The following is a 25,082-nucleotide window of genomic DNA, read 5'->3' as shown; positions in this document are numbered from 1 at the left end:
AGTGGTGATGCCAGGCCACCCCGACTTCCGCCTCTACCATTCCAATGCCCTGGACATCCTGGCGCAGCTGCTCGCACGGGAGCTGCGCAGCCCGGCGCCGGGGCAGTCGCTGCTGGCGCCCGACATCGTCCTCATTCCGCAGGTGGCGATGCGGCGCTGGCTGCAGGCGACCCTGGCCAGGACCTATGGCATCGCCGCCAACCTGGAGTTCCTGACGCCGGGCGAGTTCGTCCATCGTGCCCTCGATGCCAACGTGCCCGGTGGCGACCACGACCTGGATGCCGACACACTGCACTGGCACCTGTATGCCGCGTTGGCCGATCCGGCCACGCTGCGCACGCCGGCCCTGCGTCCACTGCGCGCCTACCTGCAAGGTGCCGATGCACTGAAACCGTGGTCGCTGGCGGGCGAACTGGCGGGCGTGTTCGAGAAGTACCAGGCCTGGCGCCGCGACTGGCTGCTGGCGTGGGAGGCAGGGCACGAACCCGGTGACCCGCAGGCGGCACTCTGGCGTCGCGTGGCGGCCGGCGGCGGCCATCGCGCGCAGCGGATAGGCGAGTACCTGCAGCGGTTCGGCGACCCGTCGGGGCCGTTGCCGCAGGGTTTGCCATCGCGTTTGTTCGCCTTTGCCACGTTGAACATGTCACCCGACGTGCTGCGCGTGATCGCCACGCAGGCCCGGGTCGGCACGCTGCATTTCTATATGCCCAGCCCGACGCGCAGCTACTGGGGCGACCTGCAGACGCTCGCCGAGCAGTTGCGCGGCGGCGCCGACGATGCGCCTTTGGACAGCATGTTCGGCACGCCGGCGGAGGAGAACCCGTTGTTGCAGGCCTGGGGCGCGGCCGGGCGCGACTTCATCGCCGTGCTGGGCAGCTACGAGGTGGTGCATCCCTCCCACGAGCACGCCCACTACGTCGATCCGGAAGCGGCCGAAGGCGACCGGCCCGAGAACGACTCGCTGCTCGGCCACCTCCAGCGCGACCTGCTGCACCGGCGTGCGCCGGCACCGTGGCGTGCGCAGGTGGATCGCAACGACCCGAGCGTGCAGCTGCATGCCTGCCACACCCGCCTGCGCGAAGTGCAGGTGCTGCACGACCAGCTGCGTGGCCTGCTCGACGACCCGCGCTTCGATCCGCCCTTGCAGCCGCGCGACATCGCGGTGCTCGCGCCCGATATCGACCCGTACATTCCGTGCATCGACGCGGTCTTCGGTGGGCGGGCAGGGCGCGAGGACTTCATCCCGTTCGCGCTGGCCGATGCCAGCCCGCTCGCCGGCGAACCGCTGGCCGAACTGTTCCTGCGCCTGCTGGCCTTGCCGGTGTCGCGTTTCGGCCTCAACGAAATCCTCGACCTGCTCGCCAGTCCGCCGTTGGCCAGTGCCGCCGGCCTGGATGCGCCCGCGCTCGAGCGCCTGCACGGCTGGCTGGAGGAAGCGGGCGTGCGCTGGGGCCTGGACGCGGGCCACCGCGCGCTGCACGACGCACCGCGCGATGATGCCTACACCTGGGCCTTCGCCCTCGACCGCCTGCTGCTCGGTTATGCCAGCGGCAGCGACGAGGACATTGCCGGCATCGCGCCGTGGCCGGAACTGGAAGGTGGCGCGGTCGATGCACTCGACACGCTGCTGCGCCTGATGCGCGTGCTGGCCCGACACCAGCGCACGCTGGCCGAGTCGATGCCGCCGTCGCAATGGCGCGAACGCCTGCTGGGTCTGCTGGATGCCTTGTTCCTGCGGCCGCCCGCGGCCGTCGCCGGCCAACGTGCATTGGAGCGGCTGCGCCTGCTGATCGGCGACTTCGCCCAGTCCGCGCAACGCGCCGGCTTCGATGCGCCGGTGCCGGCCGAAGTCGTGCGCGCGCATTTCGCCGCGCGGCTGTCCGAAGCCGATACGCGCGCGCCGCTGCTCACCGGCGGTGTGAGCTTTGGCCGCATGGTGCCGATGCGGCTGCTGCCGTTCCGCGCGATCTGCGTGCTCGGCCTCAACGATGGCGACTACCCGCGACGCGATCCTGCGGCGGGCCTGAACCGCCTGAGCGCCGAGCTCGGCACCGCCCATCGCCGCCATGGCGACCGCTCGCTGCGCGAGGACGATCGCTTCCTGTTCCTGCAACTGCTGGCGTCGGCCGGCGACGTGCTGTACCTGAGTTACCAGGGCGCCGACCCGCGCGACGGCAGTCCACGCGAGCCATCGGTGCTGGTGTCGGAGCTGCTCAATGTCATCGCCGACTACCACTCGCCGGATGCCGACGCGAAGCAGGCGCTGGTCGTGCGCCATCCATTGCAGCCATTCGCTCCGGCGGCGTTCGGCGATGCCGGCGAAACCCGTCGTTTCAGCTACCGCGACGAATGGCACCCGGCGGCCAACCTGCGCGGCGGGGAGCGCCATGCGCTGATGCCCTGGCTCGCCGGCCCGCTGGCCGCGAGCGCCGGTGGTCCCCAGGTCACCATGCTCGACAGCCTGCGGCGTTTCCTGTGCGACCCGGCCGGGCAGTTCCTGCGCGAGCGCATGGGCATGCGCCTTCCTGCTGAAGTGGAGGCCGCCGACGACACCGAGCCGTTGCTGATGCCCGGCGGTGGCTGGTCGCGATCGCTGCTGCAGCGGGCGGTGCTCGATGCGCTGCTTGAACAGCAGACCGAGGGCCTGTACGAACGGCTGCTGGCGCGTGCGCTGCTGCCGTCGGGTCCGTTGGGCCGGCGTGAGTTCGAAGCACTGGTCGGGCAGGAGAGGCCGTATGCACGCCTGTATTCGGAATGGCGCGGCAACCGGCGACCGCTGGCGATGACGGTGGAGACACAAATCGACGGCACAGTCCTGCGCGGCCGCATCGACAATGTCTACGAGCATGGTCTCGCACGTGTCCGAATCGGTGAGCCCAACGGCTTGTCGACGATCCGCGCCGGCCTGGACTGGCTGCTGCTGTGCGCGGCGGAGCAGGGCAGGCCACTGGTGCAGTTTCACGACGACGGCGATGGCGCGCAGCGGTTTGAGCGTCCGGCGCTGAACGCCGAGCAGGCGCGCGAAGCGCTGCGCCAGTTGTTGCAGCTGCGCGAGCAGGGAATGCGCGAAGCACTCGCGTTCGCACCCTACAGCGGCTGGGCGCTATACAGCGCGCTGCGCGACGGCATGAGCGACGAGAAGGCGTGGCAGAAGATGCGCGAACGCTGGACCGGCGACAGCGGACGAAACTGGGCCGAAGGCGCGGGCGATGCGATCAAGCTGACACTACGCGGCCGTGACCTGCTGGCCGAGGATGTGCTGCGCGAAGCCTTTGCAGCGACCACCGAGCGGGTGTTCGATGCGGTCACGGCATATGAGCGCGCGCCGGCGCCGGAGGCGGGCGCATGAACCTCGCGCTCAACGCCTCCGACCCCTATCTCACGCTGCCACTGCACGGCGTGCGCCTGATCGAGGCCAGCGCCGGCACCGGCAAGACCTTCACCCTGGCCACGCTGGTCACGCGCCTGATAGTCGAACGCGACCTGCGTATCGGCACGATCCTGGTGGTGACCTTCACCGAGGCCGCCACGCAGGAACTGCGCAAGCGCATCCGCGAGCGACTGGAGCACGCGGCCGCGCTGGTCGGTTCGCCAGCCTGCGACGACGAATCGGCCGATGTCGCGCTCACCCGTCGCATCATCGAAGACCATCTGGTCGCCAGCGGCGAGACGCGCGAACAGCTGCAGTTCCGCCTCAAGCGCGCGGTGCTGGAAGTCGACCTGGCCGCCATCTTCACCATCCACGGTTTCTGTGCGCGCGTGCTGCGCGAGCACGCGCTGGAAAGCGACCAGCCGTTCGACCCGCCACAACTGCTGACCAGCGATGCCGACCTGCGCGACGCGCTCGCTCGCGACCTGTGGCGGGCGATCGCCGCGCACGGCGACGATGCCGCGCTGCTGCCGTCGCTGTGGCGCAATCCGGAAGAGCTGGCCAAGGATCTGCCGAACCTGCTGTCGCCGGTGCAGCTGTTGCCCGAATCGGTGCCAGCGGAAGGCCAGGACGGCGCCCGCGATGACGTCGACAGCGCTTTCAGCACGTTGCGGCAGGTCTTCGCCGAGCACGGCGACGAGGCCCGGCGAAAGATTGAAGACGCGATCGAACAGGCGCTGCTGAACAAGTCCAGCTACAAGCCCGAACACATCCCGCTGCTGTGGAACGCGCTGGAACAGCAGCTGGAGCATGGTGGCCCGTTCGACGACTACCACGAGAAACTGCCCAACCTGCGCCAGGCCACGCTGGTCGACAAGACCAAGACAGCCCTGCGCGCGCGCTGCCCGCATTCGCCCCTGTTCGTTGCCGTCGCCGATTACCTCGACGCGCGCGCCCGCCATCGCCGCGAACACGACCGCCAGCGCGTCGACCTGCTGCACCGCGTCCGCGACGACGCAAGCCGGCGCCTGCACGAGACCAAGCAGACGCTGCGCCTGCAGACCTACGACGACCTGATCGACGATGTCGCCAACGCGCTCGACAGCGACCACGGCGAGGAGCTGGTGCAGCGGCTGCGCAAGCAGTACGCGTTCGCGCTGGTCGACGAGTTCCAGGATACCGATGCGCGCCAGTGGGGCATCTTCGACCGCGTCTTCGGCAAGGGCCGCACCGCCGATGACGACACGGGCGCACTATTCCTGATCGGCGACCCGAAGCAGGCCATTTACGGCTTCCGTGGCGGCGACGTGCATACCTACCTGGCCGCTGCCGCGGTCGCCGAGCGCGCACCGCCACTGGATCGCAATTTCCGTTCGCGACCGGGCGTGCTTCGCGCGATCGAATCGCTGTACGACAACGCCGTCGCCGCCGGCGACGCGCCGTTCGTCGTGCCGGGCATCAATTTCCATCCGGTCCATCCCGGTGACCTGCGCCGCGATGAGGACTTCATGATCGATGGCGCCGCTGCCCCGGCGCTGGTCGTGCGCATGATTGGCCCGGACCGCAACGGCGAGGCCCACAACGCCGAGCGATCGCGCGAACTGGCCACCGACGCCTGCGTCGGTGCCATCCACTACGTTCTCGCGCGCGCGCGCGAGGGCACGGCCCTGATCGACGGCGAGCCGGTGCAGCCTGGCGACATCGCGGTACTGGTGCGCCGCCACCACGAGGCGACACGCATCCAGCGTGCGTTGACCGCCGTCGGCATCCCGGCGGTGGCAGCCGGTATGCAGAGCCTGTTCGCAACCGATGAGGCGGCCGAGCTGCGCATGCTGTTCGAGGCCTTGCTGCAACCGGCCGACGATGGTCGCCTGCGCACGGCGCTCGCCACGGTGCTGCTGGGCGTGGACGCCTGCACCATTGATTCGCTCGAACACGATGGCCCTGCTTATCGCCAACATCAGCTCGATGCGATGGCCTGGCGTGAGCGCTGGCAGCGCAGCGGACCCTTCGCGCTGGTGTCGGACCTGTGCGCCACGCACGCCGAACGCCTGCTGGGCCTGCTCGACGGCGAACGTCGCCTCACCAACTACCTGCAGCTGGGCGAGCTGATGCAGGACGCCGACGCGCGTTCGCTCGGTCTGCATGGTCTGGTCGACTGGCTGTGCCGGCGCATCGCCGAAGCCGATTCCAACGATGAAGCGCAGCTGCTGCGCCTGGAATCGGACGCCCAGTGCGTGCAGATCGTCACCCTGCACAAGAGCAAAGGCCTGGAATACCCGCTGGTGTACTTGCCATTCGTCGCCATCGGCGGGCAGCCGCCCAGCGCCGATCGATACTGCATCGTCCACAACGGCGACCGCCGTCAGCTGCGCTGGAAGATCGACAAGGACGACGCCGACTGGAGGAACGCGGCGACGGAATGGCGCAACGAGCAGCTCGCCGAGGATGCGCGCCTGCTGTATGTCGGCTTGACACGCGCGGGCCACGCGCTGTGGCTGGCCAGCGGCGAGTTCTATGGCGCAGACAAGACGCGCCTGGCGAAGATGCTCGCCAATACCGGGGCGCTGCGTGATCATCCGGACATGGCGGTGATCAGCGGCGAAGTCGTCGCGGTCGCCGCGCCGCTCAACGCCATGCAGACCGCCGAAGTGGCGCCGGCACGGTCGCCGCAGCGCACGATCTCGCGCGACTGGTGGGTCTACAGCTTCACCCAGCTGGCACAGGCCGAAGCCGGGGCCGAAGTCGTCGTCGCGGTGGACGAGCGTGGTGCGGTCGATGAGCCGGCCGAACCTGAGGTGCGCGACGAGGCAGAAGCCTTCGATCCTCGCTTCAGCGGCAGCCGTTTCGGCAATGTGTTGCACGACGCGCTCGAGCACACCGACTTCGGTGCGTGGCGCGACTGGATGGAAGGTGACATCGCGCCACAAGGACAGGCAGACAACCTCGCCCAGGCGCTGCGTGCCGGCGGCTATGCCGACGAGGACGTGGCCGATGGCGTGCCGATCCTCACGCGCCTGGCAGGGCACACGCTGACCACGACCCTGCCCGAGGGCGGCCGGTTGTGTGATCTCGCGCCGGGCGCCCGCCGCGCCGAAATCGAATTCCACTTCGCCCTTCAGCCGACCGCGGTCGATGCACTGATCGATGTGCTGCACGCCGGCGGTGTGGTTGCCACGCGCCAGGGCTTCGGTCCGCGCCGACGCCTCGAAGGCCTGATGACCGGCAAGATCGACTTGACCTACACCGTCGACGGTCGCTGGTACGTGCTCGACTACAAGTCCAACCGGCTGCCGGCCTACGACCGTGCCAGCCTCGATGCCGCGATGGCGCACAGCGAGTACGACCTGCAGGCATTGATCTACACACTGGCCCTGCACCGCTGGCTGCGCTTCCGCCTCGGCGATGGTTACGACTACGCGCGCGACTTCGGCGGCGTTCGCTACCTGTTCTGTCGCGGCCTGGCGGAAGGGCAGGGCATCCATGCCCATGCGCCTGATCCGGCACTCGTCGACGCACTCGACACGCTCTTCGCCGGAGGTGCGGCATGAGCCTGCTCGATGCGCTGTACCGCGCCGGTGCGCTCAACACGCTCGACCATGCGTTCGCGCAGAGCCTGCGCCGGCTTGGCCGACGCGACACCAGCTCCGACCTGTTCGGCACCGACGCGCCCGACGCGGTGCTCGCCGCGGCGGCGCTGGCATCGCAGTCGGTGGCGCGCGGCCACGCCGCGTTCGACCCGGCGCAGCCGTCCTGGCTGCAGGACGACGCGATCGCCTGGCCCAACGCCAAAGCGTGGCGCGATGCGCTTCAGGCCTCGCAGTGGGTCAGCGAGCCGCAAGCCGACGCGGTTGCCGCCGGCGACCGGCCGTTGGTGTGGGAGAACGGCCTGCTGTACCTGCGCCGCTACCGCGAGTACGAGCGGCGCCTTGGCATCGGCCTCAAGCGCATCGCGGCGGCACGCCCGCAGAGCGACGGCCTGGACGGCATCGCATCGTTGTTCGCCAAGCTGTTCCCGCACGCCCGCGATGGCGATCGCCAGGCGCGCGCAGCGGCGCTGGCATTGCTGCAGTCGTTGCTGCTGGTCACCGGCGGCCCGGGCACCGGCAAGACCACGACGATTACGCGCGTGCTGCTGTTGCTGATCGCGCAGGCGCACCACGCCGGTCTGCCATCGCCGCGCATCGCGCTGGCCGCGCCAACCGGTCGTGCCGCCGAGCGCATGGCCGAGAGTCTGCGTGCGGCGAGTGTGCAGCTGCGCGCCATCGAAGGCGTCGATGACGCACTGTGCGATGCGCTTCCCGAGGCCGCGAGTACGCTGCACCGACTGCTCGGCACCATTCCCGGCAGTCCGCGCTTCCGCCATGACGCAAGCAATCCGTTGTCGTTCGATGTCATCGTCGTCGACGAAGCGTCGATGGTGGACCTGCCGCTGATGTGCAAGCTGGTGGAGGCCGTCGCCGACGGCGCCCGCCTGATCCTGCTTGGCGATCGTGATCAGCTGCCGTCGATCGAGGCCGGCGACGTGCTCGCGGCCATCACCGATGCGGCAGGCGAGGGCGATGCGCTGCCGGCATCACTGGTCCATCGCCTGCAACCGCTGCTTGGCGACATTGCAACGACGCCGTCCGCAGGTACGCCGCTCAGCGGCCATCGCGTGCAGCTGCTTCGCGGTTATCGCCAGTCGCAGTCGCTGGACCTGGCGCCGCTGGCAGACGCGCTGCGCGTCGGCGATGCCGACCGCACCATCGAACTGCTGCGCGGCAACGTGCTGGACGGCATCCATTACCACGAAGGCGTCACCGACCCGCTGCTCGGGCCGCGGCGGGAGACGTTGCTGTCGGTCTGGCGCGGACTTCTCGAACTGGATGACCCGGTGGTGGCACTGCAACGTGCCTCGGCGCTACGCGTGCTGACTGCCTTGCGCGAAGGCGCGCAGGGTGCCGGCGTGCTCAACGCGCGCATCGAAGAGGCATTGGCCGGTGCCCATCGCGATCCGTACTTCCACGGCCGCCTGTTGCTGGTGACGGAGAACAGTTACCGGCACGGCCTGTTCAATGGCGACATCGGCGTATGCCAGCGTGACGCCAAGGGCCACACCGTGGCCTGGTTCGCCGGTGGCAGCGAAGGCGTGCGCGGCTTCCATCCGGCGGCGCTGCCGGCGCACACCGGCGCCTTCGCGATGACCGTGCACAAGGCGCAGGGTTCGGAGTTCGACACGGTGTGGTTGCTGCTGCCGCGGCAGGATGCGCGGACGTTGTCGCGCGAGCTGCTGTACACGGCGGTGACGCGGGCACGCAGCGAACTGCATGTGTGCGCGAGCGAGACGGTACTGCACGCCGCGCTGGCAAGGCATGCGGCGCGCGTGTCGGGATTGGCCTGGCGGCTGCGGGGGTAAGGCGGTCTGAGCCTCACTCCTCCTCATCCACCTCCGACCCCACCGGCTCCTGCAGCGGCTTGGCCTTGCGCTTGGCCTTGGCCGCCGGAAGCCCTGCAACCTTGGCCAGCTCGGCGGTGATCGCTTCGGCAGCCGACTTCTCCGCGGCCTGGTAGCGCGCACGCACGTTCGGGCAGAGCACCTGCATGTAGTCGGCGTCGAAGTTGAGGCGCTCGACCAGGAAGTCGACGAACGCGCGCACCTTCGGCGACTGCACGCGTCCACGCGGGAACACCGCGTTGAACTCGTACTCCGGTCCGGTCCAGCCGGCCAGCACGCGTTGCACGTAACCCTGCTCGGCATATGCCTTCACGGTGACGTCGCTGGCCAGCATCAGGCCTTCGCCGCACAGCAGCGCGCCACTGAGCGGCGCCGGATCGTTGGCGAGCAACACCGGGTCGATGCGGTAATCGATCGTGCGCGTACCGTCGCTGAGCGGCCAGAAGTACTGTCCGTTGCGGCGTGATTTCGGCATCGCCACGGTGCGGTGGTGGATCAGGTCGTCCGGATGCAGCGGTTCGCCGTGGCGGGCGATGTAGTTGGGGCTGGCATAGACCTGGGTGCGGAACGTCGCCAGCTTGCGCGCGATCAGGTTGGAGTCGGGCAGGTTGCCCACGCGCAGGGCGACGTCGATTTCCTTGTCGATGATGTCCAGTGCTTCATTGGTCAGCACCATGTCGACGCGCACTTCCGGATGGCGTGCGTGGAACTCGCCGAGCAACGGCGCGATCCAGGTGATGCCGACCGAATACGGGGCAGTGAAGCGCAGCCAGCCGCGCGGGCCGCCTTGCAACTGGCCGACCGCACTTTCGGCTTCGTCGAGTTCGCGCGCGATGCGCTGGCAATGCTCGAAGTAGATGTTGCCGGCTTCGGTGAGGCCGAGCTTGCGCGTGGTCCGATGCAGCAGCTGCGCACCGAGTCGGGTTTCAAGTTCCTGGACCTTGCGACTGACCGTGGTCTTGGGCAGCTGCAGGGCGCGGGCGGCGGAGATGAAGCTGCCGTGTTCGACCACCCGTACGAAGATCAGGGTGTCATTGAGATCGCGGGCCATGGCGGGGGGCTCCTGAGTGGCGCGCCGGGGGAGGCGGAGGCGGTCCGAGGGGGTTTGGACCGATCACGGGACAATTATTCCCTCAATTACCGGCTAATCAAGTGCCGGTCGGGGGCCTACTCTGTCCCGCAGATTCCCCCAATCCCCCGCTGGCCCCCGCCATGTTGACTCCCCGCCAAGCCCGTTACGCCTTCTTCCCGCTGATGCTGATCGCCATGCTGGCGCTGATCGGCCTGGCCGTGGTCGTTGTCCAGCAGGGCCTGGCAGCGGGCCCGGACGAATTCTGGATGCTGGCCTGGGTGCTGGCCTTCACGCTGGTGCTGCCGGCGGCGATGCTGGTCCTTCCCATCATCAGTGCTGTCCTGCAGCAGGCCACGCGTCGCGAAACCGTCCCGGTGGCGGGAGAGAAAATCCCGCATTCGGGACATTGGAGCCGGATGTGAAATCCCCGGTCGCCCGTCCTGCCCAGTCGGCATCGGCCCAAAAGCCCTCGGTCGCCCGGACGCCCGTCGTCGTCCTGGGCGCCACTGGCGGGGTCGGCCGCGGCGTGGTCGAAGCCGCTCTCGCAGCTGGCCGGCCGGTCATCGCGGTCGCCCGCGACAAGTCCGGCCTACAGTGCCTCAAGGCCCACCACGCCAAGGCCGATCTCAGCGTCGTGGCTGGCTCGATCAGCAGCGATGCCGACGGCGAGCGCCTCGCCAAGGCACTGGCGAAGCTTGGCCGACCGATTGGCGGCGTGATCGCGGCCGTCTCGGGCAGTTCCGGCCGCGGCCGCCTGCTCGACCATCCGGCTGCTTACCTGCGCCAGCGCCTGGACGAAGACCTTCTTCCGCACCTCGCGGCCGCGCGGCACCTGTTGCCGCTGCTGGCACAGGGCAATCGTGGCGGTACTTATGTGTTGATCGGCGGGCCGGGCGCGGAACAGCCGTGGGCCGGTTACGGCCATCGCTCGATCGCCACGGCCGCGCTGCGCATGCTCGCGCGCGTGCTGCATGAAGAGGCACGAAGCATCGGCGTGCGCGTGCAGCTGCTGTCGATCGACAGCCCCGTGAACACTGAGCTCAACCGTGAACACGCCTGTGCGCAATGGCCCAGTGCAATCGCCGTTGGCCAGCGCGCATTGGCCCTTGTCGAGCCGCACAACACGCCGAAGGCGACTCAGGCAGTTGTTCGCTACGCCGATGTGGTGCCGGTCGCCGGCATCGATGTCGATTCCGTCGACGCTGATTCGATTACCAATCAGGACCTGACCTCTCAGGGCTCCGAGGGCATTACCTCTCAGGTAACGGACGAACACGACGCCGAAGCTCAAGCTGACGCTCAAACCGCGACCCGCGTCACCCAGGACCCTGAAGCACTACTGCCATCACGCTGTCTGCAGGACGCGCGCACGCTGCTCAGGAACCTGCTTTCAACAAACACGCAATCACCCGATACCAATAACAACAACCCGCCTTTCCCGAACCAGGAACCTTCTTCGCCATGAGCCCCCGCAAAGCATTGGCCCGCTCCACCTCCGGAGTCCCCGTCCTCGCCCTCGCGGTGAGCCTTCTGTTTGCTGCGGTCATCACGGCCTGCAGCAGCCAGGCCGAGCCGGCCGCAGGCATGCCGCCGCCGCCGGAAGTCAGCGTCGCCCAGGTGCTGAGCAAGCAGGTCAGCGAGTGGGACGATTTCACCGGCCGCGTCACCGCGATCGAAACCGTCGAACTGCGTCCGCGCGTGTCCGGCTATGTCGAGCGCGTGGCGTACCAGGAAGGCCAGGAAGTGAAGAAGGGCGACCTGCTGTTCGTCATCGACCAGCGTCGTTACAAGGCGCAGCTCGACCAGGCCCAGGCCGACCTCGAGCGCGCCCGTGCCGAGGCGCGTCTCGCCCAGACCCAGGATGCGCGTGCGCAGACCCTGGTCGAGGCCAAGGCGATCTCGCGTGAAGAGTTCGAGACCCGTCGTGCCGCCACCACCCAGGGCAACGCCGCGGTGCGTGCGGCCGAGGCCGCCGTCGCCAACGCCCAGCTCGACCTGCAGTTCACCCAGGTGCGTTCGCCGATCAACGGTCGTGCCGGTCGCGCCGCGGTCACCGAGGGCAACCTCGCCCAGGCCGATTCGACGCTGATGACCACGCTGGTCTCGCAGGACCCGGTGTTCGTCTACTTCGAAGCCGACGAACAGAGCTTCCTGCGTTACCAGGCGCTCGCCCGCGACGGCAAGCGCGCGCAGTCGCAGAACCCGGTCCGCGTCGGCCTGGCCAACGAGCAGGGCTATCCGCACGAAGGCACGGTCGACTTCACCGACAACCAGGTCGATTCGGCCACCGGCACCATCCGCGCCCGCGCGGTATTGCGTAACCCGGACCGCATCTTCACCCCTGGCCTGTTCGCGCGCGTACAGCTGGAAGGCAGCAGCAGCGTCAAGGCGATGCTGATCGACGAGAAGGCCGTGCTGACCGACCAGGACCGCAAGTACGTCTACGTGCTTGGCCCGAAGAACGCCGCCACCCGCAAGGATGTGCAGCTCGGTCGCATCGTCGATGGCCTGCGCGTGGTCGATTCCGGCCTGGCGCCGACCGACAAGGTGATCGTGCACGGCGTGCAGAAGGTGTTCTTCCCGGGCATGCCGGTGTCACCGAAGCAGATCGCGATGGGCGCGGCTGCTCCCGAGCTGAAAGTGGCGATGAAGTAACCGCTGTGCACCTCCCCCTGCATGGCAGGGGAGAGGGCAAAACGTAGACCCCTTTTGGCGACGCCCCTGGCGTCGCCAAGGACTTTGCGGCCTGAAGGCCGCATCAGGAACCCCTCATGGACTTTTCAAAGTTCTTCATCGACAGACCGATCTTCGCCGCCGTGCTGTCGATCGTGATCTTCGCCGCCGGCCTGATCGCCATTCCGATCCTGCCGATCAGCGAATACCCGGAAGTGGTGCCGCCGTCGGTCGTCGTGCGCACCGTGTACCCGGGCGCCAACCCGAAGGTGATCGCCGAAACCGTGGCCACGCCATTGGAAGAAGCGATCAACGGCGTCGAGGACATGATGTACATCAAGTCCGTGGCCGGTTCCGACGGCGTGCTGCAGATGACCGTCACCTTCCGCCCGGGCACCGATGCCGACGATGCGGCCGTGCGTGTGCAGAACCGCGTCGCGCAATCGCTCGCGCGCCTGCCCGAGGACGTGCGCCGACAGGGCGTGACCACGCAGAAGCAGTCGCCGACCTTCCTGATGGTCGTGCACCTGACCTCGCCTGACGGCAAGTACGACACGCTGTACCTGCGCAACTACGCCCGCCTGCACGTCAAGGACGCGCTCGCGCGCATCCAGGGCGTCGGCGACGCGCAGATCTTCGGCGGTGGCGACTACGCCATGCGTGCCTGGCTCGACCCGGACAAGATCGCCTCGCGCGGCCTCACCGCCGGCGACGTGGTGCGGGCGATGCGCGAACAGAACGTGCAGGTTTCCGCCGGCCAGCTCGGCGCCGAGCCGATGCCCAACAGCGACTTCCTGACCCTGATCAACGCCCAGGGCCGCCTGCGCTCGGTTGAGGAATTCGGCCAGGTCGTGCTCAAGAGTGGTGCCGACGGCGAGATCGTGCGCCTGTCCGACGTCGCCCGCCTGGAACTGGGCGCCGGCGACTACACGCTGCGCTCGCAGCTCGACGGCAAGAGCGCGGTCGGCATCGGCATCTTCCAGGCGCCGGGCGCGAACGCGCTCGAGATCCAGGAGAAGGTGATCTCGTCGATGGACGAGATGTCCAAGCGCTTCCCGGCTGGCGTCAAGTACGAGGCCGTGTACGACACCACCATCTTCGTGCGTGACTCGATCAAGGCCGTGGTGACCACGCTGCTGGAAGCCATCGCACTGGTGGTGCTGGTGGTGATCCTGTTCCTGCAGACCTGGCGCGCCTCGATCATTCCGCTGATCGCCGTGCCGGTGTCGGTCGTGGGCACGTTCGCCGCGCTCTACCTGCTTGGGTTCTCGATCAACACGTTGAGCCTGTTCGGCCTCGTCCTCGCCATCGGCATCGTGGTCGATGACGCGATCGTGGTCGTGGAGAACGTCGAGCGAAACATCGAGGAAGGCCTGTCGCCGATGGATGCGGCGCACCAGGCGATGAAGGAAGTGTCCGGCCCGATCGTGGCGATCGCGCTGGTGCTGTGCGCGGTGTTCGTGCCGATGGCGTTCCTGTCGGGCGTGACCGGCCAGTTCTACAAGCAGTTCGCCGTGACCATCGCCATCTCGACGGTGATCTCCGCGATCAACTCGCTGACCCTGTCGCCGGCCCTTGCCGCGCGCCTGCTCAAGCCGCACGGCGCTCCGAAGGATGCACCGTCGCGCCTGATCGACCGCGCCTTTGGCTGGGTGTTCCGTCCGTTCAACCGCTTCTTCAACTCCAGCTCCAACAAGTACCAGGGCGCCGTCTCGCGCACGCTTGGTCGTCGCGGTTCGGTGTTCGCGGTCTATGCGGTGCTGCTGGTCGCCACCGGCCTGATGTTCAAGGTCGTGCCGGCCGGCTTCATCCCGATCCAGGACAAGCTGTACCTGATCGCCGGCGTCAAGCTGCCGGAAGGTTCGTCGATCGCCCGTACCGATGAGCTGCTGAAGAAGGTCAGCGACATCGCCATGAACACCGACGGCGTGGCGCATTCGATCGCGTTCCCGGGCCTCAATGCCCTGCAGTTCACCAACACGCCCAACACCGGCGTGGCGTTCTTCCCGCTCAAGCCGTTCAACGAGCGCAACGGACGCACTGCCGAGCAGATCAACGCCGAGATCAACCAGAAGATCGCCGGGCTGCAGGAAGGCTTCACCTTCTCGTTCATGCCGCCGCCGATCCTCGGTCTCGGCAATGGTTCGGGCTACCAGTTGTTCATCGAGGACCGCGGCAATCTCGGCTACGGTGCGCTGCAGAACGCGGTGAACTCGTTCCAGGGCGCCGTGTCGCAGACGCCGGGCATGGGCTTCCCGATCAGCAGCTACCAGGCCAACGTGCCGCAGCTCGACGCCGAAGTCGATCGCGTCAAGGCCAAGGCACAGGGCGTGCCGCTGACGGAGTTGTTCGACACGCTGCAGACCTACCTTGGCTCGGCTTACGTCAACGACTTCAACCAGTTCGGCCGTACCTGGCAGGTGATCGCCCAGGCCGACGGCTCGTACCGCGACAGTGTCGAGGACATCGCCAACCTGCGTACCCGCAATGATCGCGGCGAGATGGTGCCGATCGGTTCGATGGTGACCATCAAGCAGACCTACGGTCCCGACCCGGTGCTGCGCTACAACGGTTACCCGGCGGCCGACCTGGCCGGCGAAGCCGACCCGCGCATGCTGTCGTCGGCGCAGGCCATGGGCCAGCTCGAGGAAATCGCCGCCAAGGTGCTGCCCAACGGCATGAGCCTGGAGTGGACCGACCTGAGCTTCCAGCAGGCCACGCAGGGCAACGCCGCACTCGTCGTGTTCCCGCTCGCCATCCTGCTCGCCTTCCTGGTGCTGGCGGCGCTGTACGAAAGCTGGACGCTGCCGCTGGCGGTGATCCTGATCGTGCCGATGTGCATGCTCTCGGCGCTGGCCGGCGTGTGGCTCACCGGTGGCGACAACAACGTGTTCGTGCAGGTCGGCCTGGTCGTGCTGATGGGCCTGGCGTGCAAGAACGCGATCCTGATCGTCGAGTTCGCCCGCGAACTTGAAATGCAGGGCAAGAGCATCGTCGAAGCCGCGCTGGAAGCCTGCCGCCTGCGTCTGCGCCCGATCGTGATGACCTCGATCGCGTTCATCGCCGGCACCGTTCCGCTGGTGCTCTCGCACGGCGCTGGCGCCGAGGTCCGCTCGGCCACCGGCATCACCGTGTTCGCCGGCATGCTCGGCGTGACCCTGTTCGGCCTGTTCCTGACGCCGGTGTTCTACGTCGCCCTTCGCAAGATGGTGCACAAGACGCCGAAGTGGGTGGGCGAGCAGAGCTCGATGGGGAAGGCGCATGCGTAAGCCATCCAGCACCGCGTTGATTCGAACAGAGGACACCATCGTGCAAGCCATGCAACCGCAAGGACTGACCGTCGCCGCAGTCGCCAAGGTGTTCGCGCCATCGCTGCTGGCGCTCGCGCTGGCCGCGTGCGCGGTCGGCCCGGACTACGTGCGGCCGGATATGCCGACGCCGGCGAACTTCGCCCGCGACGAAGGCGCAGCTGCCGTCGATGCCCCGGCAACTGGCGACGGCAATGCCGCCGTCGCCCAGGAAGCCAGCCCGCAGGCCAACGCCGAGTTCTGGACCAGCTTCAACGACCCGCTGCTGACGCGGCTGGTCGAGGAGTCGCTGACCGCCAACCACGACCTGCGCATCGCCCTGGCCAGCTATGACCGTTCCAACGCGCTGCTGCGCAACGCCAAGCTCGACCGCTTCCCGACCGTGACCGCCAGTGCCACCGGCACCGACTCGCGTGCGAGTTCGGACCAGGCACCGGGCGTCGGTCGCAACGATCGCGACGGCGAGAGCTACAACGTGCAGGCCGATGCCAGCTGGGAACTCGACCTGTTCGGTCGCGTTCGCCGCAATGTCGAGTCGCAGCGCGCCGAGGTGTGGGCCGCCGCGTCCGATCTGGACGCATTGCAGGTCGCGATCGTCGGTGAGGTGGCGCGTACCTACGTCGAGCTGCGCGGTTTGCAGGAGCGCCTGCGCGTCGCCCGCGACAACTCGGAGAACCAGCGCGAAACCCTGCGCCTGGTGCAGGCGCGATTCGATGCCGGCCGCGGCACCGAATTCGACACCTCGCGTGCCCGTGCCCAGCTCGAAGCGACGCTGTCGCGCGTGCCGAACCTGGAAGCGCAGGTCGCGGTGAGCATGCATCGGCTCGCGGTGCTGACCGGCAAGACGCCCGAAGCGCTGATCACCGACCTGACGCCGCAGCAGCCGCTGCCGACGTTGCCTGCAAGGCTCGACCCAGGCACGCCGGGCGACCTGCTGCGCAACCGCCCCGACGTGATCGCCGCCGAGCATCGCCTGCATGCCGCCACGGCCAAGATAGGCGTGGCCACCGCCGACCTGTTCCCGCGCTTCACGCTGTTCGGACTGATCGGCAGCCAGGCGATCGACAGCGGCGCGCTGTTCGAGCGCGACAGCGAGACCCGCCTCATCGGTCTGGGCATCGACTGGTCGTTCCTCGACATCGGCCGGGTGCGTGCGCGCATTGCCGCGGCCGATGCCGATGCCGCCGGCGACCCTGGCCCGCTACGAGCAGGCCGTGCTGCTGGCGCTGGAGGACACCGAGAACGCGCTGGTGCGCTACTCGCGTGCCCGTGTCGAAGACCAGCACCTGGAGCAGGCCGCGATCGACAGCGCCACCGCGGCGCGACTGGCGCGCGTGCGCTACGAAGCCGGCGCCGCCGACCTGTTCGAAGTGCTGGATGCCGAGCGCACCCAGCTGGTCGCCCAGGAAGCATTCGCCGACGGCCGCACCCGCAGCGCCTCCGGCGCGGTCGCGCTGTACAAGGCGCTGGCCGGTGGCTGGCCGACCCGCGTGCCGCTGCGCGAGGACGTCGCCAAGCGCTGAGACAACAGGCTCCCCCAATCCAACCCGACGGCCGGTGGCGGCACGCTTTCCCCTCCCTCGAGCGTGACGTCATCGGCTGATCGGCGCGGACCACCGCATTCCGCAGGCTCCTCGCAGCCTTTTGCTTGCCGCAGGGGTCTCATCCCGTCCCTGCGGCATTTTTTTATCCTCTCCACCCCGGTGGAGTAGCATTTGCGTCCCCCCACAGGAGCCGCGCCATGGCCGACAACGACAAGCCGTCCCGCGAACAGGCCGAAGCGGCCGTGCGCACCCTGCTGCGCTGGGCCGGCGACGACCCGGCTCGCGAAGGCCTGCTCGACACGCCCAAGCGCGTGGCCAAGGCGTACACCGACTGGTTCAGCGGCTACGCCGAGGACCCGGCCGACTACCTCAAGCGCACCTTCGAGGAAGTCGAGGGCTACGACGAGATGATCGTGCTGCGCGACATCGAGTTCGAGAGCCACTGCGAGCACCACATGGCGCCGATCATCGGCAAGGCGCACGTGGGCTACCTGCCCGACGGCAAGGTGGTCGGCATCAGCAAGCTCGCGCGCGTGGTCGAGACCTATGCGCGCCGGTTGCAGGTGCAGGAGAAGATGACCGCGCAGATCGCGCAGGTGATCCAGGATGTGTTGCAGCCGCGCGGTGTCGGCGTGGTGATCGAAGGCGCGCACGAGTGCATGACCACGCGCGGAGTGCACAAGCGCGGGGTGAGCATGATCACTTCGAAGATGCTGGGAAGCTTCCGCGAGGATGCGCGGACGCGCGCGGAGTTCTTGCAGTTTATTGATGTGGGTCCGGGGCGGTAAGACCCAGCGCGGGTCCTTCGACTTCGGGCCTTCGGCCCTACGCTCAGGACGAACGGGGTTGGTAAGTCACCGTTCGTCCTGAGCGTAGCTCAGCGAAGTCGAAGGACAGCCAAAAGCCTCACCGCTGATGCCGGTGCTTCCCCCGGGCCAGCAGACTGATCCTGCCCCAGTCTCCGTCGACCAGCGCCAGCTTCTTCGCTCGGCTCCATCCCTTGATCTGCCGCTCGGCGACAAGGGCTTCTTCCCGCGTCGGGAACTCCTGCGAGAAGACCAGCGTGACTGGCCTGCGTCGTTGGGTATAGCAGGCATGCTGCCCAGCATGGTGCTGGTCCAGGCGGCGTTCGATATCGTCGGTGTGGCCGAGGTAGAAGGTGCCGTCGGCGCAGCGAAGCATGTAGATCCAGAACATTCGCTCCTCCTTGAGCGTATCTGTGTCTGTGTCCTTCGACTTCGGGCCTGACGGCCCTACGCTCAGGACGAACGGTGACTATCTGACCCCGTTCGTCCTGAGCGTAGCGCAGCGAAGTCGAAGGAAGCGTAGCGCAGCGAAGTCGAAGGACCGCCTCACCCCAGCAGCAGCTTCACAATCCCCGCCGCCGCCTCGCGTCCCTCGTACGCCGCGGTCACCACCAGATCTGCCCCGCGCACGCTGTCGCCACCGGCGAACACCTTCGCATTGGCCGTCTGGAACGGCAGTCGCGCATCAGCGGCTACCTTCTTCCGCGACCCGCAGCCCGAAGCCGCCGGCTGCACGCGGATCCTGCCGTTGCCCTCCAGCTCGATCCCATGCGCCGACAGCCATTCCGGCGGGTCGGGCTGGAAGCCGAAGGCGATGATCACCACGTCCGCGGCCAGCACCGATTCGCTGCCTGCGACGATCTCGGCGTTGCGACGGCCCTGTGCATCCGGTGCGCCCAGCTGCGTCTCGGCCACGCGCACGCCGGTGACATCACCGTCCTCGCCCAGGAGCGCCAGCGGTGCACGGTTGAAGAGGAACTGCACGCCTTCCTCGCGCGCATTGGCCACTTCGCGCGCGGAGCCGGGCATGTTGGCTTCGTCGCGGCGGTAGGCGCAGGTCACGCGTGAGGCGCCCAGGCGCACCGCGCTGCGCACGCAGTCCATGCCGGTGTCGCCGCCGCCGAGCACGACCACGCGCTTGCCGCGCAGGTCGGGCAGGGCGACGTGGTCTTCCCAACCGGCGATCGGCTTGCCGTCGACTTCATCCTCGCCATGCACCAGGCGCCCGTTCTGCACCAGGAACGGCAGGGCCGGCAGGACGTTACGCAGGTCCTGGCCCGGCAGGCCGCCATCGGTGTAGCGATAGCTGCCCAGGCCCAGGAACACCGCGTCGAACTCCGCCAGCAGCGTGTCGAGGCCGATGTCGCGACCGATCTCGACGCCGAGGCGGAACTTCACGCCCATGCCCTCGAGCACGTCGCGGCGCGTGGCCATCACCGACTTGTCGAGCTTGAAGCTGGGGATGCCGAAGTGGAGCAGGCCGCCGATCTGTTCGTAGCGGTCGAACACGGTGGCTTCGATACCGGCGCGTGCCAGGCGGTCCGCACACGACAGACCCGCGGGACCTGCGCCGATCACGGCCACGCGCTTGCCAGTGGCAACCACGCGCGAAAGGTCCGGTCGCCAGCCATCGGCGAGCGCACGGTCGGCGATGTACTTCTCGACCGCGCCGATGGTGACCGCGCCGAATCCGTCGTTGAGCGTGCAGCTGCCTTCGCACAGGCGGTCCTGCGGGCAGACGCGTCCGCACACTTCCGGCAGCGGGTTGGTCTCGTGGGCGAGCGCGGCGGCTTCGTGGATGCGGCCTTCGCGTGCCAGTTCGAGCCAGTTCGGGATGTAGTTGTGCAGCGGGCACTTCCACGCGCAATACGGATTGCCACAGTCGAGGCAGCGGCTGGCCTGGTGCTTGGCCTCGGCTTCGCCGAAGCGGCCATAGAGCTCGTTCCAGTCGCCGCTCTGGCGCAACTCGAGCGGGATCCGCGCCGGCATCTGCCGGGGGGTCTCGCGGAAGGCGAACACGGGCTTCTTTGCGTCCATCTTGCTCACGCTGCCCTCCGCAGGTTCTCTGCGAGCGATTCGAGACTCGCGGCCTTCGGCTTCACCAGCCAGAACTTGCCGAGGTAGTCGCGCATCTCGTCGAGGATGCGCTGCGCCCACGCGCTGCCGGTGAGGCGGATGTGCGACTCGAGCAGTTCGCGCAGGTGCGAGCGGTGGTTCTCGAAGCCGTCGGCGGCGATGCGCAGGATGTCGATGAGTTCGTGGTTGTAGCGGTCGACGAAATCGCGCTCGGTGTCGAGCACGTAGGCCATGCCGCCGGTGAAGCCGGCACCGAAGTTGAGGCCGGTGCGGCCGAGCACGGCGACCACGCCGCCGGTCATGTACTCGCAGCAGTGGTCGCCGGCGCCTTCGACGACGGCCGTCGCGCCGGAGTTGCGCACGGCGAAGCGCTCGCCGGCGCGGCCTGCGGCATACAGTTCGCCGCCGGTGGCGCCGTACAGGCAGGTGTTGCCGAGGATCGGCGTTTCGTGGGCGACGTAACGCGCCCCTTGCGGCGGCCGGATCACGATGCGCCCGCCGGCCATGCCCTTGCCGACATAGTCGTTGGCTTCGCCGCTGAGTTCAAAATGCAGGCCGCCGGCATTGAACGCGCCGAAGCTCTGTCCGGCGGTGCCGTCGAAGCGCAGCGTCAGTGGCGTATCGCTCATGCCGCGATCGCCGTGCACTCGCGCGATGCGCCCGGACAGGCGCGCGCCGATGCTGCGGTCGGTGTTGCGGATGGCATGGCGGTATTCGCCGCCGCGCTTGTGGTCGATCGCGTCCGCCAGCTCGGCATCCAGTCGGGCTGCAAGGCCTTCCGGATCCGCCGCCGGTTGCGGTGCGCCGCAGTGGCCGCCATGGGCGAGGCCGGTGCCGGCCAGCAGCGGTGCCAGGTCGAGACCGTGCTGGCGACCGCTGTCGCCGTCGACCTGGCGCAGCAGGTCGGTGCGACCGACCAGCTCGCCCAGCGTGCGCACGCCCAGTTGCGCCAGCCACACACGCACTTCCTCGGCGAGCAGGCGGAAGAAGTTCTCGACGCGTTCGGGCAGGCCGGTGAAGTGGTCGCGACGCAGCGCATCGTCCTGGGTGGCAACACCGGTAGCGCAATTGTTGAGGTGGCAGATACGCAGGTACTTGCAGCCCAGCGCGATCATCGGCGCGGTGCCGAAGCCGAAGCTCTCGGCGCCGAGCAGGGCGGCCTTGATCACGTCCAGTCCGCTCTTGAGGCCGCCGTCGGTCTGCAGGATCACGCGCTCGCGCAGGTCGTTGGCGAGCAAGGCCTGGCGCGCTTCCGACAGGCCCAGTTCCCACGGCGTGCCGGCGTAGCGGATCGACGACAGCGGGCTGGCGCCGGTGCCGCCATCGTGGCCGGAGATCGTCACCAGGTCGGCGCCGGCCTTGGCCACGCCGGTGGCGATCGTGCCGACGCCGGCATGCGAGACCAGCTTCACCGACACCAGCGCCTGCGGATTGACCTGCTTGAGGTCGAAGATCAGCTGGGCGAGGTCCTCGATCGAATAGATGTCGTGGTGCGGCGGCGGCGAGATCAGGCCGATGCCGGGCATCGCGTAGCGCAGTCGCGCGATGAGCTCGTTGACCTTGTGGCCCGGCAGCTGGCCGCCTTCGCCGGGCTTGGCGCCCTGGGCGATCTTGATCTGAAGTACTTCGGCATTGACCAGGTACTCGGGCGTCACACCAAAGCGGCCAGAAGCAATCTGCTTGATCTTGCTGACCTTCTCGGTGCCGTAGCGGACCGGGTCTTCGCCGCCTTCGCCGGAATTGCTGCGCCCGCCGAGGCGGTTCATCGCGATCGCCAGCGCTTCGTGCGCTTCCGGCGACAACGCGCCCAGGCTCATCGCCGCCGAGTCGAAGCGGCGGACGATCGCCGACACCGGCTCAACGTCATCAATGGAGATGGGCGTCGCCGTCGAAGCATCGACTTCGAGCAGGTCGCGCAGCGCAGCGGTCGGGCGCTCGTTGACCGCTTCGGCGTAGCTTTGCCAGTCGTTCCAGTCACCGGTCGTGACCGCGCGTTGCAGGCGCGTGACCACGTCGGGATTGAACAGGTGGTATTCGCCGCCGGGTGTGTACTTGAGCAGGCCGCCGATGGCGGGCAGGGCGTTGACGTTCGAGGCGTGGTCGGCGAGCTGGGCGGCATCGGCGTGCAGGTCGTCGAAACCGGCGCCGCCGATCCGTGAGGGAGTTCCCGCAAAACACAGGTCGACCACTTCACGGTCCAGGCCGACGATCTCGAACAGGCGCGCACCGCGGTAGCTGCCGATGGTGCTGATGCCCATCTTCGAGATGATCTTGAGCAGGCCCTTCTTGATGCCGCGCCGGTAGCTGCGACCGATCTGCGCGACCTCGCCGTGCTTGGTCTTGAGGATGCCGCGCACGCCCAGGTCGTGCAGGGTCTGGTAGGCCAGGTACGGGTAGACCGCAGTGGCGCCGAAGCCGAGCAGGCAGGCGAAGTGGTGCGGGTCGCGGGCGGTGCCGGTCTCGATGATCAGGTTGGACTCGCAGCGGATGCCGGCGCGGGCCAGGTGCTGGTGGACCGCACCGGTGGCGAGCAGCGCGTGCACCATCAGCCGGTCGGGCTGCGGGTAACGGTCGCTGAGCACCAGCAGCACCTTGCCGGCGCGCGTGGCGGCTTCGGCCTCGGCGCAGATGCGCTCGAGTGCGGCCTTGAGGCCTTCCTCCGGCGAGTAGTGCAGATGGATCAACGCGTGCGACTGGTCGTACGGCGCCATCGCCAGCAGCTGGCGCAGCTTGCGCTGCGACAACACGGGCGAGTTGAGATGGACGTGGCCGACATTGCCCGGACCGTCGGCGAAGACATTGCCTTCGCGGCCGAGCTGCGTCGCCAGCGACATCACGCAGTCCTCGCGCAATGGATCAATCGGCGGATTGGTGACCTGGGCAAAGGCCTGGCGGAACTGGTCGTAGAGCGGCCGCACCTGCTGGCTCAGCACTGCCATCGGCACGTCGTCGCCCATCGAGCCGATGCCTTCCTGCTCGGTTTCTGCCAGCGGACGCAGCACCTGCTCGCGTTCCTCGCGGGTGAGCTGGAAGAGTTTCTGGAAAGCAGAAAGCGTCTCGGCGTCGAACGGCTCGGCCGCCAGCTGCGGGTCGATCAGCTCGGTCTGCAGGTAGGTCATGCCCTGCTTGAGCCAGCGCTTGTACGGCGCGCGTGCGCGGTTGATGCGGTCGATCGCGTCGGAGTCGAGCAGCTCGCCCAGGTAGAGGTCGGCGGCGATCATCTCGCCCGGGCCGAGCTTGCCCTTGGCCTCGATCTCCTCGGCCGGCAGTTCCCACACGCCGGCTTCGGAGGCGATCAGGAAGTGGCGGTCGCGCGTGCGCAGCCAGCGCGCCGGGCGCAGGCCGTTGCGGTCGAGCGTGCAGGCGGCGTAGCGGCCGTCGACGGTGACGATGCCGGCCGGGCCGTCCCACGGCTCGGTGTTGAGCGCGTAGTACTCGTAGAACGCGGCGAGGTCCGCGTCCTTGTATTCAAGCGACTGCGTGGCCGGCGGAATCAGGATCCGCATCGCCTTGAGCAGGTCCATGCCGCCGGCCTGGAGCAGTTCGAGCATGTTGTCGAGCGACTGCGAGTCGGAGCCGTCGGTGGAGATCACCGGGTCGAACTCGGTCAGGTCCAGCGCCGGCGTATGCCAGGCGTGCACGCGTGCCTGTGCCCAGGCGCGGTTGCCGGCGATGGTGTTGATCTCGCCGTTGTGCGCCAGCAGGCGGAACGGTTGCGCCAGCGGCCAGCGCGGCGTGGTGTTGGTGGAGAAGCGCTGGTGGAACACCACCACGCTGGCGGTCAGGTCGGCACGCTGCAGGTCCGGATAGAGCTGGGCGAGGCGATCGGGCAGGACCATGCCCTTGTAGCCGATGCTCGCCGCCGACAGGCTGACCACATAGAAGTCGGGCAGTTCGCGCAGCGCCTGCTCGGCGCGGCGCCGGGCGAGGAACAGCGAGCGCTGGAAGATCGCCGCATCGAACGCGCCGGCCGGCTTGACGAAGATCTGCTCGATCCGCGGCATGGTCCGCTTGGCCAGCTCGCCGCAGGCGCTGGTGTCGACCGGGACGACGCGCCAACCGGCGACGTCGACGCGCTCGCGCTGCAGCTGTGCATTGAGCGTGTCGCGCGCACGTGCGGCGTCGCCTTCGTCATGCGGAAGGAACACCAGGCCGGACGCGTAGTGCGAACCCAGTGCGATGCCGGCTTCGCGCGCAAGCGCACGCAGGAAGGCATCGGGCTGGCGGATCAGCAGGCCGCAGCCGTCGCCGCTGAGGCCGTCGGCGGCGATGCCGCCGCGATGGGTCATGCGTACCAGCGCATCGATGGCGCGATCGACGATCGCGCGGCTCGGGGCATCGTCGAGCTGCGCGATCAGGCCGAAACCACAGGCATCCCGCTCGTCGCGGGGGTCATAAAGACCGACAGGGCCGGTGCGGTACTGCTGCTCCATCGTTACTCCGTCGCTGTTGTGGCAGCTTGAAATCGTTGGACAACGAAACCTGGCTCACAGCGACGGGGCATGACGGTCCGCTCGCGCAGTCCGGCCTGCCTTGACACTGTTTCATCCGAATAAAGCACAAATTGTGCGATGCGGCAATTTGCAGCATACGCATGGCAATGGACATCAGCCGATCCAGGCTAAGGCATTGACGTTACTGGGAGTTTTCGGCGGGAAACGAAGGATTTTGGTAACGCCTGAAACCATTGCGCGTGGCGTTGCGCAGCGGTGTCTGATGGACATGGCGATCGCACCCAAACGACGTTGGCGTGGACCGCGACCATGGGCAGGGGTGGCCCCGTGCGCCGCCGCGAT

Annotated in this window: 13 protein-coding genes and 1 pseudogene; 10 read left to right on the top strand and 4 right to left on the bottom strand. The window is 68.1% G+C overall.

Features of this window, described 5'->3' with window-relative positions:
• Positions 1-7: 7 nt before the first annotated feature.
• From recC to recD, 3 genes are read left to right on the top strand one after another with little or no spacing between them, the layout of a single operon-like run.
• Positions 8-3,349, top strand: a complete 3,342-nt coding sequence (gene recC, locus HIV01_RS13705) for an exodeoxyribonuclease V subunit gamma (protein WP_425600234.1) — start codon at positions 8-10, stop codon at positions 3,347-3,349.
• On the top strand, positions 3,346-6,921 hold the full coding sequence (gene recB, locus HIV01_RS13700) for an exodeoxyribonuclease V subunit beta (protein WP_200607964.1): 3,576 nt from the start codon (positions 3,346-3,348) through the stop codon (positions 6,919-6,921). Before recC ends, recB begins: the two co-directional genes overlap by 4 nt.
• The gene (gene recD, locus HIV01_RS13695; RefSeq protein ID WP_200607962.1) at positions 6,918-8,768 is read left to right on the top strand and encodes an exodeoxyribonuclease V subunit alpha; all 1,851 of its coding nucleotides are present in this window, start codon (positions 6,918-6,920) and stop codon (positions 8,766-8,768) included. The genes recB and recD overlap by 4 nt, the downstream gene beginning before the upstream one ends.
• Positions 8,769-8,781: 13 nt before the next feature.
• On the opposite strand, the gene HIV01_RS13690 is transcribed toward recD, so the two are convergent.
• Positions 8,782-9,858, bottom strand: coding sequence for a LysR family transcriptional regulator (locus tag HIV01_RS13690; protein ID WP_200607960.1), 1,077 nt, complete (start codon positions 9,856-9,858; stop codon positions 8,782-8,784).
• A 161-nt stretch (positions 9,859-10,019) separates the two neighbouring features.
• Between HIV01_RS13690 and HIV01_RS13685 the strand changes: the two genes are divergently transcribed.
• The 7 genes and pseudogenes from HIV01_RS13685 (at position 10,020) to folE (ending at position 18,192) form a co-directional block, all read left to right on the top strand.
• Positions 10,020-10,301: a DUF2798 domain-containing protein gene (locus tag HIV01_RS13685; protein ID WP_207526968.1), complete on the top strand. Its 282-nt coding sequence runs from the start codon at positions 10,020-10,022 to the stop codon at positions 10,299-10,301.
• Positions 10,298-11,344: an SDR family NAD(P)-dependent oxidoreductase gene (locus HIV01_RS13680; RefSeq protein ID WP_200607956.1), complete on the top strand. Its 1,047-nt coding sequence runs from the start codon at positions 10,298-10,300 to the stop codon at positions 11,342-11,344. The genes HIV01_RS13685 and HIV01_RS13680 overlap by 4 nt, the downstream gene beginning before the upstream one ends.
• Complete coding sequence (locus tag HIV01_RS13675; RefSeq protein WP_200607954.1) at positions 11,341-12,534, top strand: efflux RND transporter periplasmic adaptor subunit; 1,194 nt, start codon at positions 11,341-11,343, stop codon at positions 12,532-12,534. Before HIV01_RS13680 ends, HIV01_RS13675 begins: the two co-directional genes overlap by 4 nt.
• 116 nt (positions 12,535-12,650) lie before the next feature.
• Positions 12,651-15,821 (top strand): efflux RND transporter permease subunit, encoded by a 3,171-nt coding sequence (locus tag HIV01_RS13670; RefSeq protein ID WP_200607952.1) that lies wholly within the window; start codon positions 12,651-12,653, stop codon positions 15,819-15,821.
• Positions 15,814-17,031: pseudogene (locus tag HIV01_RS13665) on the top strand (efflux transporter outer membrane subunit); the annotation flags it as partial. The gene HIV01_RS13670 and the pseudogene HIV01_RS13665, both read left to right, overlap by 8 nt.
• Before the next feature lies 1 nt (position 17,032).
• Positions 17,033-17,383, top strand: a complete 351-nt coding sequence (locus HIV01_RS18435; RefSeq protein ID WP_486624455.1) for a TolC family protein — start codon at positions 17,033-17,035, stop codon at positions 17,381-17,383.
• 218 nt (positions 17,384-17,601) lie between these two features.
• Positions 17,602-18,192 carry a GTP cyclohydrolase I FolE gene (folE, locus tag HIV01_RS13660; protein ID WP_200607948.1) on the top strand — a complete coding sequence of 197 codons (591 nt, stop codon included), beginning with the start codon at positions 17,602-17,604 and terminating at the stop codon, positions 18,190-18,192.
• A 118-nt stretch (positions 18,193-18,310) separates the two neighbouring features.
• Here folE and HIV01_RS13655 read toward each other — a convergent pair whose 3' ends face one another.
• The 3 genes from HIV01_RS13655 to gltB form a co-directional block, all read right to left on the bottom strand.
• Positions 18,311-18,601 (bottom strand): GIY-YIG nuclease family protein, encoded by a 291-nt coding sequence (locus HIV01_RS13655; RefSeq protein WP_200607946.1) that lies wholly within the window; start codon positions 18,599-18,601, stop codon positions 18,311-18,313.
• A 155-nt stretch (positions 18,602-18,756) separates the two neighbouring features.
• Entirely contained in the window at positions 18,757-20,247 is a 1,491-nt protein-coding gene (locus HIV01_RS13650; protein WP_200608573.1) for an FAD-dependent oxidoreductase, read from the bottom strand.
• 5 nt (positions 20,248-20,252) lie between these two features.
• Positions 20,253-24,719: a glutamate synthase large subunit gene (gene gltB, locus HIV01_RS13645; RefSeq protein WP_207526966.1), complete on the bottom strand. Its 4,467-nt coding sequence runs from the start codon at positions 24,717-24,719 to the stop codon at positions 20,253-20,255.
• Positions 24,720-25,082: the final 363 nt, after the last annotated feature.

Source organism: Lysobacter arenosi (assembly GCF_016613475.2).
Classification (GTDB): domain Bacteria; phylum Pseudomonadota; class Gammaproteobacteria; order Xanthomonadales; family Xanthomonadaceae; genus Lysobacter_J; species Lysobacter_J arenosi.
The sequence above is the reverse complement of the archived record's forward strand: the minus strand, read 5'-3'. Positions and strand labels throughout refer to the sequence as shown.